Genomic DNA, 16,023 nt, shown 5'->3' with positions numbered 1-16,023 from the left:
TCAATCTGAGCCATGATCAAACTCTTCAGTTAAAAAGTTTGCTCACTCAAATCTCGAAACACTAACAATTACTTAATAAAGCGAATTGACGTGTTAGACTCTCGTAAGACTTCAATTTCTTTTTTGAAGCCCCAGCGAGCGCCCACACAAATTATCTGATTATCTATTTTAAAGAGCGTTGCCGTTACACTTAAGCTGCTTTCCCTCTGCTAGAGAGTGAAGCCCTGTCCGTGTCAGCGAGGGCGTATATTAAGGATCTACAGATTTTTAGCAAGTACTTTTTAATTCTTTTTTATAAAATACTTTTTTACCTTCTGAGTTTGCGGAATTCGTATAAGAAGCAATGGAATAGCAAAAACGCTGAACCAAACAAGAATGCTGGTATCACTCTTTATTTGCCACCATAAATGCAGCCACACCAATATAGCTGACAAGTAGATAGATCGATGCAGTGGCTTCCAACGTTTCGCCAGTTTTTTCATCATTCGCTTATGGCTAGTGATAGCCAACACCGTCAAAATCACCAATGCCCCCACCCCTGCATAAATGTAAGGCTTTTCGATTAAGTCACTCGCGATCCACGTCCAACTCAATCCAGCGAATAACACTAGGTAGCAAATCATATGCAATAAGGCATACAAAAAAGACGACAGACCAATGAAGCGTCGATAACGTGCTAAGAATTTAAATCGGGTATATTTGGTAAACGGGGTCATGAAGAGCACTAAGACCAGTGACACACAAGCCCAAATACCAGTAAGTCGCATGAGGATTTTGCCAGGATCTGGAAAGTATTGCCCCATTAGCAAAGACACCAACATCCACAGAAACGGCAAACTAAACACTATTAGTATCCAAGGTTTTTCTTTTCGGTCCCAGAACTGCGTCATATTAGTAATACCGAGTCAGATCCATTCCCTGATACAGACCCGCCACTTCTTCTTGGTAACCATTAAACATTTGCGTTTCAATTACATTAGGGAAGAGAACGCCACCGGGTAAACGTCGCTCTTGTTTTTGTGACCAGCGGGGATGATCGACTCCTGGATTTACATTTGCATAAAAACCATATTCATTTGGAGCCAACATATTCCATGTTGTTTGTGGCATGGATTCAACGAAACGAATAGTGACAATTGATTTAATGCTTTTAAAACCATACTTCCAAGGTAAAACCAAGCGCAACGGCGCGCCATTTTGGTTAGGCAGTACACTTCCATACATACCGACCGCCAAGAAAGCCAGTGAGTTCATTGCCTCATCAATACGCAGACCTTCACGGTAAGGCCAATCTAATGCATTACCTCTCTGGGCAGGCATTTGTTTAGGGTCATACAAGGTTTCAAAATATACGTACTTCGCTTTTGAATTGGGCTGAAACGTCTTAAGAAACTCGCCAAGCGGTATGCCAATCCAAGGAATCACCATGGACCAAGCCTCAACACATCTTAAGCGATAAATACGCTCTTCCAATTGACTGTCTTTTATGAAGTCTTCAACATCAAAATCCCCTGTATTATCGGCTTCACCTTCTACTCGAATCTTCCAAGGAAAGGGTTGCATGGCGTCAGAATAATCCGCGGGATCACTTTTACCATAACCAAATTCATAGAAATTATTGTAGGTGGTTGCGACATCATAAGGCGCCGCTGTTTCGGATTGACCGAAAGGCGTTTTGCTTAACCGATTAAAAGCCCCTTCAAGAGAAGCCGGATTAGCAAGAGGACTAACATCTTGATTCGCCGCTAGAACGCGACCGGAAAAGCCTAAAGAACTTGCCCCGATCAGGCCCGCCTGCATAAATTGACGTCGATTTAAATAGACAGACTCAGGCGTCACACTACTTTCATGGCAATCCGACGCTTTTGCAATTTTAATCTGCATGACACACCTCTATTTGAAGACTTAATTAATAGAGTGTGCCCGCAGAGAAAGGTTCAAAACCGACACAAATCTATTCGATATAGCTTAGTCGGTTTGAGGTTGAAAATTATTACCGTAAAGATTTAAAAACAATGCCACCAATACCCCAAAGCCCATATAAACAGAATACGGACATCAGGACCAATGAAGGCTCAAGCGCGACCAACACTAACACCAACACCGCCATCAATAGCACGACAAAAGGCACACGACCTTTAAGGTTTAAGTCTTTAAAACTACGGTATTTGACATTACTCACCATCAGAAGACCAACGACAGGCACCAACAGCGCCATTAGAGTGGATAGGGTTTCACCTGCGATACCACTTTCATTCGACGCCCATATCACACTGGCCACAATGGCGGCCGCGGCAGGACTAGGCAAACCTGTGAAGTAACGTTTTTCTTCGACACCTAGCATGGTATTAAAACGAGCTAAACGTAAGGCGGCGCCAACGGCATAAATAAACGCTGCGATCCAGCCTACTTTTCCAAGTGGCGCCAGTGACCAAGTAAATGCGACTAACGCAGGCGCAATACCAAACGACACCATGTCCGCCAAAGAATCGTATTCCGCGCCAAAAGCACTTTGCGTATGAGTCAGACGAGCAACACGCCCATCCAAACCATCAAAAACCATGGAAATAAAGATCGCCACGGCCGCATGACCATAATCTCCATTCATCGCGGCGATAATGGAATAAAAACCCGAAAACAAAGCGGCTGTTGTGAATAAGTTAGGCAGCAAGTAAACCTCTTTTCTAGGCTGCTTTTTCTCATCACAAATTTCCGCTTCCTCCACTGAGTCTATATCCGATTTATCCATTTCGGGGTCTTTAATGTCATCATTAGGCATTTAACATAACCTTCTTTTCAATGTAATTACTTCAGTTTAGCAAACGCGCGTTTTGCTGCTGCAATGGTAAAATCAATGTCTTCGTTTGTGTGCGCTTGCGAGATAAACCCAGCTTCGAAAGAGGCCGGTGCAAAATATACCCCCTCCTCCAACATATAGTGGAAAAAGGCTTTAAATTTATCCAAATCACACTCTTGTACCTGAGCAAAGCTAGTGACCTTCTCCGCCTCGGTAAAAAAGAAACCAAACATACCGCCAACACTCACCACACAAAATGGCACACCAGCCTCATCCGCAGCGGCCTTTAAGCCGGTAACTAAACGCGTCGCCTTTTCACCTAATGTTTTATGGAAATCAGGTTCACTGATTTTATTTAGAACGGCTAAACCGGCCACCATAGCGACAGGATTACCTGACAAAGTCCCAGCTTGATAGACAGGTCCTAAGGGTGAAATGCATTCCATAATCTCGCGTTTACCACCAAAAGCGCCAACAGGCATACCAGCACCAATCACCTTCCCTAACGTGGTTAGATCTGGCTGAATATTATAATGCTCCTGAGCACCACCCAAGGCGACACGGAAACCTGTCATCACCTCATCAAAAATCAGCACCGCACCAGATTCATCACACACTTGGCGCAAGGACTCTAAGAAACCTACTACCGGTGGGATGCAATTCATATTGCCAGCGACTGGCTCGACAATGATACAAGCCACTTGATCGCCGATGTCAGCAAAACATTGCTTAACCCCATCAATATCATTGTATTGCAAAGTAATAGTATGTTGCGCAAGATCCGCCGGTACACCTGGTGAATTAGGCACACCTAAGGTCAGAGCGCCGGAACCAGCTTTTACCAACAAAGAATCAGAGTGACCATGATAACAACCTTCGAACTTTACGATTTTATCACGGCCTGTATAACCACGAGCCAAGCGAATCGCACTCATAGTTGCTTCTGTACCCGAGTTGACCATGCGCACCATGTCCATAGAAGGAACCAATTCACACACCTTCTCCGCCATGGTGATTTCCACCTCTGTAGGCGCACCGAAGCTTAAACCGAAATCCAATTGTTGGCGCACAGCATCTAACACATCGGAATGAGAATGACCTAAAATCATCGGCCCCCAAGAACCAACGTAATCGACATAGCGTTTTTTATCTTCATCATAAACATACGCACCTTCACCACGCTGAAAAAACACTGGCGTCCCACCAACACCATTAAACGCTCGAACGGGGGAGTTAACGCCACCAGGGATTCGGTGCTGTGCGCGTGCATAAAGATCTTCTGAACGACTCATAATTTGCTAAATCCTATTACTAATATATTCTCATTCATACGAAAAAAAGGCTGCTTTTAGTCGTCATGTTTCAGTAAAAATTGATCCAATCGATGTTTTGAAACCACACAATATGTGGCATTCGATAAACGAATTAATACATCATTTTGTCTGGTTTCTTGAAACCAACCTAGTAAAGCTTCTAAGGACGACGGCTCATCAATTTGTAAAATACCTTCACATGAGACCGCTAGCCTTAAATCCATCACCCCCACATCTTGATCAAACCGAAGCCAAGCTTGTGGGCCAATGTCCAAATTTTGTAAGGCTTCTAAAATATGAGCACGATGTACCCAATACCAACGCCCATCAGTTTTGAATACCACATAGTTTACCATACTTGAAGCCAAATCTTTCACTTGCTCAAGAGGAATCTTGACCGCTAGGACCATAACCTCATCCGCGACAGAAGACACTTTATGCTGCCGCAGATGTCGTCGAAAAGGGCTCATTGAAGAGGCCATCCCCATAAACTTAAGCCTTTCGACAAAAATGGACTCTTGATGAAATAACACTCTTAGCAAAAGACAAGACAGCACAATCACAAACAAAGCAGGCACAATGGCTGCTGAAGACTGCGTCATTTCGATAATGGCAACCAAAGCCGTTAACGGTGCTTGAAAACTGGCGGCCATCATAGCCGCCATTCCTAATAGAGCAAACAAGGCGATATTATCCGCCTCCACCCCAAAAACTAAAGCAACAAAGACCCCAGCGATACCACCAATAACGAAAGCCGGTCCAATCATACCACCGGGAATACCGAGACCAATGGTGACGGCCGTCAATACGGTTTTCACTAAGATCAATACCAACAAAGCATAAACAAACAAATCGCCCACCAATAGACGACTTAAAGACCCATAACCAATGCCCAAACTTTCGGGCAAATAAGATGCTGCAAGCGCCGTAAATAGAGCTACGATGGAAAAGCGCCACCAGACAGAAATCTGACTAAAACGCCAAGCCATTTTTTGAGTATGGAAAAACAACACCACCAGCAGGACAATCATCACCACCAATAATAGGCAAGCAGCCAATAATTCCAGTGATAAGGTCACATGATGCAATGCATTAATATCAAATACATTCATCGGCCCAATAAGATAATGACTAACAAAGGTCGCCACCACAGAAGACAGTAATACTGGCAACACAAAATGCTGTCGGTATTCTAAGAAGATCACTTCAAAAGCGAACAACACACCTGCTAATGGGGTCTGAAAAATTGCCGATATGGCCCCAGCCACACCACAAGCCAGCATGGTTTCAACACCGTACTGGGTCAACTTTGCTCGCACCGCTAATACACTTCCTAGAGTGGCTCCAAGGTGCACAGCCGGCCCTTCTTTGCCCATCGACAAACCACCAAGCAACCCCACAACAGCAGAGACAAATTGCATCAGCCCATTCCACACGGGCAAATGTCCACCATGATAGGTTAGCCTCTCAACCACATAGGGCACACCAACCTTGTGATACGCTTTCGGGACAAAATGAAATAATAAGGCCAACAGAAAGCAGGCCAGAACAGGCAGAGAGATACGAGTGATCAACGGCAATGAAGTAAAGGAATCAAACTCCATATTGATAAAATAACGCGCGGGAATGTACATAACCAAATAAAAAAAGGCCATGACCAAACCACACACTAAGCCACATAAGCCTCCCAATACAGACAACTTAAACAAGTCATCATAAGATTTTGCCGCTGCTAGCCACTTTTCCTTTAAATTTAACCCTTTCAGACCGCCTCCTCACTTTTAACGGGAGCAAATTTCGTGCACTATTCAATCAGTTATATTAAACATTCGCAATCGCCTCAGTACAGGCTAATAGTACAGGCATCAATAGATAGGAAAACATCGTGTATAAAATAGGTATCGTTGGCGGTACGGGTTACACCGGAGCCGAGTTATTAAGACTACTTGCAAACCACCCTCAAGTTGACGTGGTGGCCATTACTTCTCGTAGTGAAGAAGGCAAACTGGTTTCAGATATCTATCCAAGCTTACGCGGTCATTACAACTTACGATTCACAACGCCAAGTGTAGACGAACTGGCGCAATGCGACTTAGTATTTTTTGCCACACCTCATGGCGTGGCAATGGATCAAGTTCCAGAATTAATTGATCGAGGCGTAAAAGTCGTTGATTTGGGCGCAGACTTCCGTATCAAAGACACGGTAGAGTGGGCAAAATGGTATGGCATGGATCATAGAACACCAGATTATGTTGCCAAAGCGGTTTACGGATTACCCGAAATCAACCGTGACGTCATCAAAACCGCACAACTTGTAGCCAACCCTGGCTGCTACCCTACGGCTACTCAATTGGGTTTAATTCCGCTACTAGAAGCCGGCGTTATTGATCCTGCACATTTAATCGCGGATGCGAAATCCGGTGTTAGTGGTGCTGGTCGTGGTGCGAATGTGGGGTCTTTACTATGTGAAGCCAGTGAGAGCTTTAAAGCGTATGGCGTAGCTGGTCACCGTCATTTACCAGAAATCAAACAAGGACTACAAGCCGTTACTGACACGCCTGTAGGGCTCACTTTTGTTCCTCATCTTGTGCCTATGATTCGTGGTATCCACTCTACTATGTATGCCACCTTGATCGACACCTCCATTGATCTGCAAAACTTATTCGAAGAACGTTACAAAGACGAGTTTTTCGTTGATGTAATGCCAGCAGGTAGCTTGCCAGAAACTCGCAGCACAAAAGGGGCTAACTTCTGTCGTATTGCCGTGTATCGTCCACAAGGCGGTGACAAAGTCGTGGTACTTTCCGTCATCGACAATTTGGTAAAAGGCGCTTCTGGTCAAGCGATCCAAAACATGAACATTATGTTGGACTTACCGGAAAACATGGGCTTAACCGCGCTAGGTATGATGCCTTAACAGAAAACCCAAAATATAAAAACGGACTAAAGTCCGTTTTTATATTTCTCAAACACTGTAAACCAGAACACCATTACCAGCGGTCTAAACGCTTAGCCAAGCACATGTGTGTCACCACCTTATCCAAATTGGGCCATGAATCCATCTCACTGCGTATCTGATGCAATCGAGTCATGGAAGCAGCCTGCACAAGTACCATCAAATCCACATCACCACTGATAGAGTGAGCCAACTTCACCTCAGGTATCGCATCGATAAGGGGTTGAACCAAATCACAAGATAGCGGGCGAAATGTTAATGCCAGATAAGCTGTCACACCCTCTTCTTTAGAAACCGACGTATGTGCATGATAGCCGGTAATGGTGCCAATCTCTTCCATGCGCCTGATACGATCCGTCACCGCTGAACGTGACAAATTCACTTGCCGACTGATATCCGACACAGACAAACGCGCATCTTCGACTAATAACGCCAGAATCTTTTGATCGTACTGATCCGCCACTCAACACCTCTTATATACCATCACCAGAAACAATGTGACGGAACTTCCGTCATTTTGCACCTCAATAGCGTCATCTTGTATCGTTTCTTATTAAGCGCCCTATTTTATGCTAGAAGCCACTAAAAAACAGCTTATTCATCAAGGCGCATCATGACTCAATACCACAAAACCCTCGGCCCACTTCAGGGCATGGCAATGACAGTAACGACTTTTATCGGCACAGGGCTAATGATCCTACCAGCCATGTCGGTCGCACAAGCCGGCTCTTTTGCTTTTTACGCTTGGTTGATTACCGCTGGGATGATTATTCCCATTGCCTTTATCTTCGCTTTCTTAGGTGCCAAATACCCTTCTGCAGGCGGCGCGTCTCATTACATTGGAAGAGCCTTTGGTGGCGGCATTGAAAAAGCCGTCGGCTGGTTATTCTTAAGCATTTTGTTGGTCGGCCCTGCGGTCGCGATTAAAGTCGCCGCAGCGTATCTCAGCATTATCTTCAATGTTACTGAGAATTGGATACTCACTTTTAGTTTAATCACTCTAGTTGGCATGATGCTATTTGCCATTGCAGGCATTCAAACCTCAGCTCGCTTTCAAAGTGGTGTGGTCATCGCCATGATTGCCACCATCATACTGCTGTGCTTATTAGGCGACATTCAATCCAGTACACAAGTAATCGCCTCACCTAGCAATTTGGCCGACTGGCAAACCACACTCTTCGCTACTGGTATCATTTTTTGGTGTTTTTTGGGCATTGAAGTAATGGCGCACATGGGGGCCGAGTTCAAAAATCCCACCCGCGACTTTCCTATTGCCTTGCTAGGCGGCATTGCCATTGTGATTCTTGCGTATTTGAGCTTAGTGCTATTGATTGCTTGGCATCAAACTTATGGTGACGAGGTGACCAATAGTCAATCTCTTGCCTTACTGGTCAGTAAATTATTAGGAGACACTGGCAGCCGCATCTTTGCTGTTGGTGCTTATGTGATTGCGTTCGCCAATGTGGCCATTTACATTCTTGGCTTTTCCCGCATGGTCCAATCTATGGCGCAACAAGGCGCGTTACCATCAAAATTCAATCAACTGAATGCCCAAGGATCACCTGCAAAAGCCGTCCTTTTGGTATGCGCCATTACCTTGCTGTCTATTGTATTCTCTGAACTGTCTGGTTGGAAAATGGCGTGGTTTATTGAAATGACCAATGGCAGCTTTCTGCTCATTTACACTCTAACCTGCATCGCAGCAATTAAGCTTTTAAATAAGCAGTTAAAACTACTCGCCTTATTGGCACTCTGCAGCTGTGGCTTTATGGCATTCTTCATCGGTGAGAACATGTTATTTGCAGCGATTATGTTTTGCTTAGCGCTCTGCTACGAGTGGATTAGATCCATCAAAAGCAGCAGTAAAACCATCGATCTTAATGTATAATTCGGCTAAGTTAATTTTTACACACGCCATAACCTCATTCCGTTATGGCTGAAAAGGAGAGAATCTATGCCACTTTTAGACAGCTTCCGTGTTGACCATACACGTATGGATGCACCGGCCGTACGCGTTGCAAAATCCATGTCGACACCAAAAGGTGATGAAATCACTGTTTTTGACCTACGTTTCTGTGTACCAAACAAAGAAATTCTATCTGAAACTGGTATTCACACACTTGAGCATTTGTTTGCAGGCTTTATGCGTGATCATTTGAACAGCGACCAAGTCGAGATCATTGATATTTCACCCATGGGTTGCCGTACTGGCTTTTACATGAGCTTGATTGGCACACCATCTGAAGAGCAAGTTGCAACGGCTTGGAAAAATGCCATGCAAGACGTACTAGGTGTTAAAGCCAAAGCGGACATTCCTGAGTTAAACGAATACCAATGCGGCACGTATGAGATGCACTCTCTAGGTGAAGCGCAGAAAATTGCGTCGATGATTTTAGAGCGCGATGTTAAGGTCAACAGTAACGACGAGCTTTACCTGAGCGACGAGTTTCTGAAAGATCACAGTTAAACACAACAAGATCTTTGCTAAACAAAAAAAGGTGACTCAGGTCACCTTTTTTAATGCTTAACCTTTTCACTGTTTAAAGCGACAAAAAGTCCAAACGGGAAACAAACTCAAGAGCGCGTCGCAGTAGCTAAAAAGGCGCTAGCGAGGACAAACACGCCTCCCATTCCACGGTTAAGATTTTTCATACCACTTGGTTTCTTAATCAAACGGCGAATTTGCTTGCCACCCAATGCATAGACATAAGCAGCAATAAATTCAGTCACACAGAAGGTCACTCCCATCCAGAAGAACTGCATAGGCACCGGCTGGGTCAAATCCAACATCTGTGGAAAAATCGCAGTAAACAACAAAATGGCTTTGGGGTTACTCACAGCAACCAGAAATTCCTGACGCATTCTGGCAAAGTGATTGGATTTTGCCCGCACACCATTTTCCGATTCGTGTTCCTGTAAAGCGGTTGCCGCACTCCGCCAGGTTTTCACACCAATATAGAAAAGATACACCACACCCAGCCACTTAATGACACCAAACCAAAATACAGACGATACAATAATAGCTCCTAAGCCCAATGCCGATACTAGCATCAAGATACTGAACGCCAAATTACGCCCAAATACAGCAATCACTGCAGGCACGGCACCAAACTGCATTCCATTATGCATCGCAGTGAAATTATTCGGACCAGGCCCAAGCGACAACAACATTATTAAAGGGGCGATCGTTAACCATAAACTCAAGGTCACTTTAGCTTACTCCTACACTACCGTCTGTTCAGAAAACCATCAAAAGGGGCGCCACTTTACCTTGAGTTTCATTTTCTGCCAACCCTTTTATAGCATTCCATACAGCGTTTTTTCATCCGCTAAAGTGCCGCCATCTATTCGTAAGTCAGTCGCTATCATTTCCTTCGAATCTAAAGCTAACCCCTTGCGTTACTTTGTCTTTGTTATGTCGCAAAACACAACTAAAATCTACAATTTTTCCCTCGTATCAAAAGACGATTTATCCACTTTTTAAACAAGAGAAAAAAGATGACGATTTCCCATTTATTTCTGTGGCTAACGGCTACTATTTGGGGCTTTGCCTTTGTCGCGCAAAGCGTTGGAATGGAATCCCTCGGCCCATACAGCTTTAATGCGGCTCGCTTTACCTTAGCAGCTTTATCCATGCTGCCATTGGCTTATCTATTTGAGCGTCATCGTAAAGCAGACATTGGCTTGACCATAAAAGCTGGCGCCATCGCCGGATTGATTCTATTTTCTGGTGCGACCTTGCAACAAATTGGTTTGCTCTACACCACAGCCGCCAACGCAGGTTTTATCACCACTATGTACATGCTAATTGTGCCGATTGTTGGCTTGTTTTTAAAACACGCCATTGAACGTCATACCTGGTTAGGGATCGGTCTTGCTGTTGTCGGGCTATACACGCTCACCGTTGGCCCCAACTTAAGCATTCAAAAAGGCGATGCGATTGAGTTAGCAGGGGCTTTTTTCTGGGCGGCACACGTTTTGGTGGTAGGTTACTATTCGCGTAAAGTGCCAATCATTAGCTTTTCAATCGTACAGCTCGTCATTGTTGCAGTATTTTCTTGGATTCTGGCGTTGTTAACAGAACAGCCAACTTGGCAAAATATTCAACAAAGCTGGCTTCCATTGGTTTATGCCGGTATTGCCTCTTCTGCCATCGCGTATTCTTTGCAAACCCTAGGACAAAAGAATGTTGCCCCAAGTTCGGCGGCTTTAATCTTATCAACAGAAGCCGTTTTCGCCGCTATTGGGGGCTGGCTGTTAATGGATGAGTACTTATCAACACGTGAATTTATGGGCTGTGCCTTGATCTTTTTTGGCATGATCATCAGCCAATGGCCACGTCAAAATAAGCCAACAGCTAGCTTAGCTCAGTAAGTTTCCGGCGCTTTTTCAACGTCCGCCGGCATCTCACGAGAGACCGGCGTCGACATAATCATCATGGTATTGGTGTCACTCAGATCAATTAGTCGCTCTAGTAATTGGTCAAGTTTTGACATGGAACGAACACCGACACGAAGCACAAAGGCATAAGGCCCTGTAACGTTGTAGCACTCCAACACTTCATCTAGACTCATCACCAAGGCTTTGAACTCCCTTTCCTTAGTACGGTAGACCTGACACTCCACCAAAGCTGTGATGGGAATGCCTACTTTCTCTAGGTTCACTTGCGCGCGATACCCAGTAATCACACCAGCCTCCTCTAGCTTACGAACCCGCTCAGCAACAGCAGGAGCCGACAAATGCACTAGTTTGCCCAGCTCTGCGTAAGTCAATCGCGCATTTTCTTCTAACGCTTTGAGTAACTTCCAATTCGTTTTATCCACATTGCTTTCCTATCAAAGGGCTTCAAAATAAAAAAGCCGCGATAAATCGCGGCTTTTAAAAGTGGCAAGCTGTTGTACAGTTAGTCCACTATCAAAGAGACAATGTCTTCTCACCACGAGCAATACCAGAAACACCCGTTCGGACGACCTCAAGCAGGTGTGCTCCACCTAATGCTTGTAGGAAACCATCCAATTTGTCGGACTCACCGACGATTTGAACGGTATAGATAGACGGCGTCATGTCCACGATGTTCCCACGAAAGATATCAACCGTACGCTTCACTTCCGCTCGCTGAGCGCCCGTTGCACGTACTTTCACCAACATCATTTCACGCTCAATGTGCTGCCCTTCGGTCAAATCCACCAGCTTAACCACATCAATCAACTTGTTTAGCTGTTTCGTGATTTGCTCAACTACTTGATCCGAACCAAATGTTGTCAGAGTTAAGCGAGACAAGGTTGGATCGTCCGTTGCCGCAACGTTCAAAGACTCGATATTAAAGTTTCGCTGAGAAAACAAACCAACTACGCGCGACAAAGCACCAGGCTCATTTTCCATTAATACAGAAATAATATGTCGCATAATTAGGTTCGCTCCGTCTTACTCAAGAACATATCGCGCATAGAGCCGCGTGGCACTTGCATTGGATAAACGTGCTCTTCTGGATCCACATAGCAATTGATGAAGACCAATTGATCTTCCATTGCAAAGGCTTCTTCCATTTTCGCGTCTAACTCGTCTTTACTACGAATTTCAACATACTTATGACGGTATGCATCCATCAGCACTTTGAAGTCCGGTAATGAATCCAAGTAAGAATTAGAATAACGACCTTCATAGTTCATATCTTGCCATTGGCGAACCATGCCAAGATAGCCATTGTTAAGACATAGAATCTTCACCGGCAAACCGTATTGCAAACAAGTAGACAGCTCCTGAATATTCATCTGAATACTGCCTTCACCTGTCACACAAACCACGGTTTCTTTAGGGAAGTTCATTTTGACACCCATAGCCGCTGGCAAACCAAAGCCCATGGTGCCCAAGCCACCTGAGTTTACCCAGCGATTTGGCTTGTCAAACTTGTAATACTGAGCCGCAAACATCTGGTGTTGACCCACATCTGAAGCCACAAATGCGTCTCCTTTTGTGGCACGCCAGCAAGCTTCAATGGCCGCTTGCGGTTTAATTTGCTCACCACTCGTATCGTATCGACCGCCGTGTACAGCGCGCCACTCATCAATCTGCCTCCACCAAGTTTCCAAGGCTTCAGTATTGCTCTGCTCGCCAGCCACTAATGACTGCATTTCTTCTAGCACCTGAGTAACAGGACCGACAATTGGCACATCGGCACGAATTGTCTTAGAAATAGCGGCAGGGTCAATATCAATATGAATGATTTTTGCACCCGGGCAGAATTGGTCAGGATCATTGGTCACACGATCATCAAAACGCGCCCCCACCGCCAAGATCACATCACTGTGATGCATGGTCATGTTGGCTTCGTAACTACCGTGCATGCCTAACATACCGACAAATTGACGATCCGTACCTGGGTAAGCACCCAAGCCCATCAAGGTATTTGTCACAGGTACATTTAAGGATTTGGCTAAATTAACTAATAGATCCGACGCACCACCCATGATGACACCGCCACCAGCGTAAATAACCGGACGCTTAGCAGCCAATAACAACTCAACCGCTTTTTTGATCTGACCACTGTGACCTTTTGTTGGTGGCGTATAAGAACGCAACGAAACCGACTCAGGGTATTTGTATTCAAATTTCTCACCCGGCATAGTCATGTCTTTTGGCACATCGATAACAACAGGGCCAGGGCGACCACTGGATGCGATGTAATACGCCTTTTTCATGATGGCGGGGATTTCAGAAGGATGCTTTACCGTAAAGCTGTGTTTTACGATAGGACGCGAAACACCGACCATGTCGGTTTCTTGGAAGGCATCTTCACCAATCAGGTAACTCATTACCTGACCACAGATAACCACCATTGGGATAGAGTCCATGTAAGCGGTCGCAATACCAGTAACCGTATTGGTTGCGCCAGGGCCAGAGGTAACTAGCACTGTGCCAGCTTTACCTGTCGCGCGCGCATAACCATCTGCCATGTGGGTAGCCGCTTGTTCATGCCTAACCAGAACGTGCTTAACATCAGATTGACGATGCAAAGCATCGTAAATGTGAAGTGCGGCACCACCTGGATAACCATAGATATATTCAACTCCCTCATCTTTGAGGAAGCGGGCGATCATTTCACCACCGGATAATAACTCCACCTTGTTACCCTCTATAGTATTTATCTGCTATTAAAATTATAAGTGCGGCTATTGTAACCGCATACGACAAGCAGATTAAAGTTGATAGAACGAAGTTTGCTGAACTAACTGAGGTAACTTTAAAAAAAGAACACTCAAACGCAATAAATCGCAGTTTTTACACTGCCCGCGTCTTTTCGCGAGGAGAAGCATAAAATAACGATATTGCGTCATGTTATGCTTGTGCTTATCAGACTGACTCTGATTGAAATGAGCTAGTGGCTCAAAGATATGACCTTATCGACAGGATGGTGTCGATTTATAGGAGGTCAATTCTCGCTTTGAGGCGATATATTGTCAACAGCAATGCACAAAAACAAACAGAAAAACTTGCTCTAATACACGCTTCATGGTGTCATACGCAGATTATATGATTAGGAGTTTTAACATGGCTAGTGAACTAAACCAACAACGCATCATCGACGAGTTCTTACGCTGTTTCCGTAAATTATTAATGGACCCAAAACTGGCCTCTGAATTAGTTCGCATTGCCAAAGAAAATATCAATGAGCCAAATGCTTATCAACGCATTGCGGAAGAAGTATCTAGCCAGACGACGTTGAAAATCCAAGAAGAACATACGGAAGCGGATCGTATGTTTATCAAACTGTTAATGGACGTCGTGAAAGGCGATGCCTTGCTTTACTAATAATCACACTGACTTTCGCTAGGCAGCATTTGCCTAGCGTCAAGATAAACCGGATTTTCCTTGCTGCCTTCCTCACTTTCCACACCAGATGACCTTGCCAAATTGGTCTCTGACATAAAAACATGGGCAACCGAATTTGGCTTTGCTGATGCACGTATTGTGGATCCCGACCTGGGTCAACACAAAGACGAATTCAACAACTGGTTAGACAAAGGCTATCATGCTGGCATGGACTATCTCGCCAATCATGGCGACATGCGCTTCTATCCAGAACAACTCCACCCAGGCACACGTCGAGTTATTTCCTTACGCATGCACTATCTGCCGCAATCAGTGGAAACAGTAAAACGTCTGCAAACCAAAGACAAAGCTTACATTGCTCGTTACGCATTAGGCCGTGATTACCACAAGCTGATCCGTAAACGTCTCACGCAACTGGCAAAGAAAATACAGGAACACGTTGGCGACCATGGCTATCGCGCTTTTGTCGACAGCGCCCCAGTATTAGAAAGACAAATTGCCGAACAAGCGGGCATGGGGTGGATAGGTAAAAATACTTTATTGTTAACCCCAAAAGCAGGCAGCTGGTTTTTACTTGGTGAAATTTTTACTAACTTGCCTTTGCCAGTCGATAAGCCCACTGCCAGTCGACACTGTGGTAGCTGCGATGCCTGCTTAACACAATGCCCTACCGATGCTTTTGTTGAGCCTTGGGTATTGGATGCGGGCAAATGCATATCCTATCTCACGATTGAGCATAAAGGTCCGATCCCAGAAGCATTAAGAAGCAAAATGGGCAATCGCATTTTTGGCTGTGACGATTGCCAATTAGTGTGTCCTTGGACTAAATTTGCCAAACACACAGAGGAAGAAGATTTTCAGCCCAGACACAACCTAGATAGCGCCGATTTGATCGACCTATTTCTATGGGATGAAGAAACCTTCTTAAAAAATACCGAAGGCTCCCCTATTCGTCGTACTGGCTATGAAAACTGGCAACGCAACATCGCCGTTGCCCTAGGGAACGCCCCCACCACAGAAAAAACTATAAAGGCGTTACAACAGGCTCTTGAACACAGCACCCCTTTGGTCCAAGAGCACATCCAATGGGCGCTGACACAGCATCAAAGTCAATAAAGCCAGAATAA

General features: G+C 44.9%; 16 protein-coding genes. 6 read left to right on the top strand and 10 right to left on the bottom strand.

Features of this window, described 5'->3' with window-relative positions; all coding sequences use genetic code 11:
• Positions 1-281 precede the first annotated feature (281 nt).
• The 5 genes from DFP76_RS05850 to DFP76_RS05830 all read right to left on the bottom strand — a co-directional run bounded on the left by DFP76_RS05850 (position 282) and on the right by DFP76_RS05830 (position 5,819).
• Positions 282-890, bottom strand: a complete 609-nt coding sequence (locus DFP76_RS05850; protein ID WP_113873707.1) for a protein-methionine-sulfoxide reductase heme-binding subunit MsrQ — start codon at positions 888-890, stop codon at positions 282-284.
• Position 891: 1 nt separating this feature from the next.
• Positions 892-1,884, bottom strand: a complete 993-nt coding sequence (gene msrP, locus DFP76_RS05845; protein WP_113873706.1) for a protein-methionine-sulfoxide reductase catalytic subunit MsrP — start codon at positions 1,882-1,884, stop codon at positions 892-894.
• Positions 1,885-1,993: 109 nt separating this feature from the next.
• Positions 1,994-2,779, bottom strand: a complete 786-nt coding sequence (pssA, locus tag DFP76_RS05840) for a CDP-diacylglycerol--serine O-phosphatidyltransferase (RefSeq protein WP_113873705.1) — start codon at positions 2,777-2,779, stop codon at positions 1,994-1,996.
• 26 nt (positions 2,780-2,805) lie between these two features.
• Positions 2,806-4,089, bottom strand: a complete 1,284-nt coding sequence (gene hemL, locus DFP76_RS05835) for a glutamate-1-semialdehyde 2,1-aminomutase (protein ID WP_113873704.1) — start codon at positions 4,087-4,089, stop codon at positions 2,806-2,808.
• A gap of 56 nt (positions 4,090-4,145) precedes the next feature.
• A complete protein-coding gene (locus tag DFP76_RS05830) occupies positions 4,146-5,819 on the bottom strand; it encodes a chloride channel protein (protein WP_245931879.1) in 1,674 nt (557 codons plus the stop codon).
• Positions 5,820-5,995: 176 nt separating this feature from the next.
• Between DFP76_RS05830 and argC the strand changes: the two genes are divergently transcribed.
• Positions 5,996-7,027, top strand: a complete 1,032-nt coding sequence (gene argC / locus DFP76_RS05825) for an N-acetyl-gamma-glutamyl-phosphate reductase (RefSeq protein ID WP_113873702.1) — start codon at positions 5,996-5,998, stop codon at positions 7,025-7,027.
• 73 nt (positions 7,028-7,100) lie between these two features.
• Here argC and DFP76_RS05820 read toward each other — a convergent pair whose 3' ends face one another.
• Positions 7,101-7,529 carry an Lrp/AsnC family transcriptional regulator gene (locus DFP76_RS05820; protein WP_113873701.1) on the bottom strand — a complete coding sequence of 143 codons (429 nt, stop codon included), beginning with the start codon at positions 7,527-7,529 and terminating at the stop codon, positions 7,101-7,103.
• Positions 7,530-7,679: 150 nt separating this feature from the next.
• On the opposite strand from DFP76_RS05820, the gene yjeH reads away from it, so the two are divergent.
• A complete protein-coding gene (yjeH, locus tag DFP76_RS05815) occupies positions 7,680-8,954 on the top strand; it encodes an L-methionine/branched-chain amino acid transporter (RefSeq protein ID WP_113873700.1) in 1,275 nt (424 codons plus the stop codon).
• Between the two features lie 66 nt (positions 8,955-9,020).
• The gene (luxS, locus tag DFP76_RS05810) at positions 9,021-9,533 is read left to right on the top strand and encodes an S-ribosylhomocysteine lyase (RefSeq protein ID WP_113873699.1); all 513 of its coding nucleotides are present in this window, start codon (positions 9,021-9,023) and stop codon (positions 9,531-9,533) included.
• Between the two features lie 107 nt (positions 9,534-9,640).
• Here luxS and DFP76_RS05805 read toward each other — a convergent pair whose 3' ends face one another.
• A complete protein-coding gene (locus tag DFP76_RS05805) occupies positions 9,641-10,276 on the bottom strand; it encodes a LysE family translocator (protein ID WP_113873698.1) in 636 nt (211 codons plus the stop codon).
• 288 nt (positions 10,277-10,564) lie between these two features.
• Here DFP76_RS05805 and DFP76_RS05800 point away from each other — a divergent pair, with 288 nt between their 5' ends.
• Positions 10,565-11,440: a DMT family transporter gene (locus DFP76_RS05800; protein WP_113873697.1), complete on the top strand. Its 876-nt coding sequence runs from the start codon at positions 10,565-10,567 to the stop codon at positions 11,438-11,440.
• Here DFP76_RS05800 and DFP76_RS05795 read toward each other — a convergent pair.
• From DFP76_RS05795 to DFP76_RS05785, 3 genes are all read right to left on the bottom strand, one after another.
• Positions 11,434-11,889, bottom strand: coding sequence for an Lrp/AsnC family transcriptional regulator (locus DFP76_RS05795; protein ID WP_113873696.1), 456 nt, complete (start codon positions 11,887-11,889; stop codon positions 11,434-11,436). The genes DFP76_RS05800 and DFP76_RS05795 overlap by 7 nt on opposite strands.
• Before the next feature lie 91 nt (positions 11,890-11,980).
• The gene (gene ilvN, locus DFP76_RS05790; RefSeq protein ID WP_063333944.1) at positions 11,981-12,472 is read right to left on the bottom strand and encodes an acetolactate synthase small subunit; all 492 of its coding nucleotides are present in this window, start codon (positions 12,470-12,472) and stop codon (positions 11,981-11,983) included.
• Positions 12,473-12,474: 2 nt separating this feature from the next.
• The gene (locus DFP76_RS05785) at positions 12,475-14,187 is read right to left on the bottom strand and encodes an acetolactate synthase 3 large subunit (protein ID WP_113873695.1); all 1,713 of its coding nucleotides are present in this window, start codon (positions 14,185-14,187) and stop codon (positions 12,475-12,477) included.
• A 427-nt stretch (positions 14,188-14,614) separates the two neighbouring features.
• Here DFP76_RS05785 and DFP76_RS05780 point away from each other — a divergent pair, with 427 nt between their 5' ends.
• Together DFP76_RS05780 and queG are read left to right on the top strand one after the other, a co-directional pair.
• Positions 14,615-14,875 carry a hypothetical protein gene (locus DFP76_RS05780; protein WP_113873694.1) on the top strand — a complete coding sequence of 87 codons (261 nt, stop codon included), beginning with the start codon at positions 14,615-14,617 and terminating at the stop codon, positions 14,873-14,875.
• Positions 14,876-14,935: 60 nt separating this feature from the next.
• On the top strand, positions 14,936-16,012 hold the full coding sequence (gene queG / locus DFP76_RS05775; RefSeq protein WP_113873693.1) for a tRNA epoxyqueuosine(34) reductase QueG: 1,077 nt from the start codon (positions 14,936-14,938) through the stop codon (positions 16,010-16,012).
• Positions 16,013-16,023 lie beyond the last annotated feature (11 nt).

It is taken from the genome of Marinomonas aquiplantarum, assembly GCF_003314975.1.
Lineage (GTDB): Bacteria > Pseudomonadota > Gammaproteobacteria > Pseudomonadales > Marinomonadaceae > Marinomonas > Marinomonas aquiplantarum.
This window is presented reverse-complemented; position numbering and strand designations above follow the sequence as displayed.

Coding starts and splice junctions, on each gene's coding strand:
- DFP76_RS05850 (WP_113873707.1), bottom strand. CDS start 890: ATGACGCAGTTCTGGGACCGAAAAGAAAAACCTTGGATACTAATAGTG.
- msrP (WP_113873706.1), bottom strand. CDS start 1,884: ATGCAGATTAAAATTGCAAAAGCGTCGGATTGCCATGAAAGTAGTGTG.
- pssA (WP_113873705.1), bottom strand. CDS start 2,779: ATGCCTAATGATGACATTAAAGACCCCGAAATGGATAAATCGGATATA.
- hemL (WP_113873704.1), bottom strand. CDS start 4,089: ATGAGTCGTTCAGAAGATCTTTATGCACGCGCACAGCACCGAATCCCT.
- yjeH (WP_113873700.1), top strand. CDS start 7,680: ATGACTCAATACCACAAAACCCTCGGCCCACTTCAGGGCATGGCAATG.
- luxS (WP_113873699.1), top strand. CDS start 9,021: ATGCCACTTTTAGACAGCTTCCGTGTTGACCATACACGTATGGATGCA.
- DFP76_RS05800 (WP_113873697.1), top strand. CDS start 10,565: ATGACGATTTCCCATTTATTTCTGTGGCTAACGGCTACTATTTGGGGC.
- ilvN (WP_063333944.1), bottom strand. CDS start 12,472: ATGCGACATATTATTTCTGTATTAATGGAAAATGAGCCTGGTGCTTTG.
- DFP76_RS05780 (WP_113873694.1), top strand. CDS start 14,615: ATGGCTAGTGAACTAAACCAACAACGCATCATCGACGAGTTCTTACGC.